The following is a 2,967-nucleotide window of genomic DNA, read 5'->3' as shown; positions in this document are numbered from 1 at the left end:
AAGATATGATGAAGCTACAAAACAGTGGAGAGCTTTGGGCTTTTCTATCGTTGATGAGCCATATCCGAATCCAGAGTTCCCTATTGGTAAGATTATGTATGTGCGTAGATGGATTAAGAGGCCATGGGAGTTGCCAAATAAAAGCCAAGGAGGAATTACAAAAGAATTATCACCCGATGACCCCAAGGATACACATACAAAGCAATATTTAGAATATCAACCGGATACATTTGCGTCAACATATAGTGTTATTAACCAATGGATAAAAGATACGGACACTTTCTTGCCTGATAAGGTTGAAGCATATACAGGCAACCGCAAATTCTTCAATAAATGTATTGAGGGAGAGTTGCCGGCCGGTATAGCAGAAAATCCTGAGGAGTTCATATATATAATCCAACCGCCAACATATGAATCCTGGGGTGTTGGGATAGCGTTTTATTACTATGGCGGAACCGGTCCGGATAACATGAGTAAGCCAAACTACTATTCGTACTACCAATACTTTAGATACATACCTTTTGTTTTGTTAGAAGAGGACATTATGCCACAGTTTGAAACAATATCATCGAGTGCTGTTCCCGGTGATGAAGTACTTATATCAGTAAGAATAGATTCAACTTTTGACAAGGTTCTAAAAGACGTATCCTACAAATGGAAGATTACATCCGGAGGCAGTCCGGTTGAAAATGTGACTTATTTAGGAAAAGGCACTGAGGCTGTTGGGACTGTGGATTTAGCGCCTGATGAGACATTTATTAAGCTGAAAAATGGAGAAACAGATGCAGAAGAAAAAGAAGATGTAGAAGGAGATGAAGAAAAAACTGAGGTAAAAGGAGCTCCTGTACTCTATGCAAGTTTTATAATGCCTGAAGGAGATGTTGAAATACATTTTGAAGTTAATACTGATGAAAGCGTCGAAGAATACAATGATATTCATAAGTCAGAGAATCAAAAAATTTCGGAAAGAAATTATTCAAATAATGTTATCACTAGGACGATTAAATCGGTTAAACCAATAAATACAACAGGAGAAGCTACACTTGACTATAACGTACTAAGTAAAAAAATAAGCGTGCCTTTACCGGACGACAGTGGCATGACTGCAGAATTAGAATTGGGTAATGGTTGGTTGGTTAGCGACGTAACTGGTGGCGTAAATGTGACAAATCTGACACCGGGATTATATAATCCGTTTGAAGTTGAAGGAAATAGAATACCGAGCGGAACACGCCAGACTACAATTACCTTATATCCTGAATTCAGTACGACAGTACACAGAAAAGATGTTACATATGAGTCGGCAACAGGACTTTATGACAATCCAGTCGAGGGGAAATATCTTGACGGTCCGGCAACGAGGGCAAAGACCGGGACTGTAGAAGCTGAAGGTACTGCAAGTGCAATGCGTAGACGTTATTGCGGAGGATGCAAGTGGGTTCCAACTGATCCTGAGGATAAAACGAAAGGCATTTGGGAGTGTCCCGGACATACTGAATCCATTTCGGCTACATTCGGACGTGTTACGGACCAAAGGGTAATCACAGCAAAAATATATAACGGAATGCCGTCTATTCCGCAAAAGAAGTTTTTGGATGAAATAAGGTCCAACACTACAAACAGTCTTTCGAGGGAATTGTTCTGGACAAGTGAACCGTATAAGTTCAATGTGGTACGGTGGATGGCTCATGAAAATGAAAAAGGAGCTTTATATGATTGGACTGCTGTACCTGGCCGATACCAAAGAATTTTTACGCAGCAGGATAAAGCTGAAATTAAATGGGGTACTGTACAGACGATGGAAATGGACTACGCACAAAGCAGAGAGGCAGCGAAAAACAGAAACTATAACAAAGATTACTACGACAAAGCAGTTTTTGCATCGGATAAGAGTTTACAAGATTACAGTTATCCTATAAAGTCAGGATATTATTTCAGCCCAACGGGTACTTATACATTTGAAGTAAAGACGGAAATATATAAGCCTGACAGGAAACCCACTGACGAGCACAAGGAGATAGTACAAAGCTTGATTGATTCCTTTAGGTATGAGTCAAATTTGATTTATATTGATAATAACAATAGGGCAGTTAATATTCAAAACCAACCGGTACCGGTATACGGAGGAAAGCTATCCAGTGTTCCGGCTGCACTTACGGCAAAAGATCCCACCGGGGTCAATGATGTTAAGCTTTTGCACGTAGAACAGTTAAGTTCTCAGCCGGTATATGAGGAGTTGGAACATGGTCAAGAGAGCGGAAGTTATACTGACCCTCGCTTGTTGGCAATTCTTGAAGGGTACAGTGAGTCAGGAACACAAGCGAGCAGAGATAATTATAAATATCGCGAGTATATAAAAGACGGTCAGACCATGTTTAAAATAACAGAAACAACAAAAGTGACTATAAAAATTAATCCAAATCCAAACAGTGTCCGTTTATATACCAACCCTTATATGCCTGACGGAAATTATACAGTAAGGGCATATATAGACAATATCAACCTTGCGCAAAGCAAGAATGAGTACAAAAAGCTTGGCGAACTAAAGGGAATAGAAAACCTCGACAGAATTGAAATCACTGTCAAGGGCTCGATATTTGATGATATAAGCTGATGGGATGTTTGCCTTGATAGATTTTTAATTAGCAAATTGAGTTGCTCTAAACAGACGGAGCGGAACAAGAGACTGACAGACATTTTCCTAATCAAAAGGAAATTAGTTTGCCGGTCTCTTTATTTTTATAGAAGAATAAAATGATATGCTTGATGAAGAATAAAGATTTATTGAGTTCAAAAGTAACTAATGGTATAATTGCCGTAATTAAACTAATAAATCATAACGCAATTATTCCTATTATAGATATAATAAATTTGGTTGGAAATCATTTTATGAATGCAACGATAGAAGCAATAGAAGTATGGGGGGAAAAATAGAAAATGAATAAGAAGATAATCTTTGCTATGTTA

General features: G+C 38.5%; 2 protein-coding genes. Both read left to right on the top strand.

Features of this window, described 5'->3' with window-relative positions; translation table 11 throughout:
• Positions 1-2,614 (top strand): hypothetical protein (locus PLH43_RS13440; protein WP_324363959.1); only part of this gene is annotated, 2,614 nt, incomplete at its 5' end.
• Between the two features lie 152 nt (positions 2,615-2,766).
• Positions 2,767-2,934: a hypothetical protein gene (locus PLH43_RS13435; RefSeq protein WP_324363957.1), complete on the top strand. Its 168-nt coding sequence runs from the start codon at positions 2,767-2,769 to the stop codon at positions 2,932-2,934.
• Positions 2,935-2,967: the final 33 nt, after the last annotated feature.

The sequence above is a fragment of the Acetivibrio sp. genome (assembly GCF_035371925.1).
Classification (GTDB): domain Bacteria; phylum Bacillota; class Clostridia; order Acetivibrionales; family Acetivibrionaceae; genus Hungateiclostridium.
The sequence above is the reverse complement of the archived record's forward strand: the minus strand, read 5'-3'. Positions and strand labels throughout refer to the sequence as shown.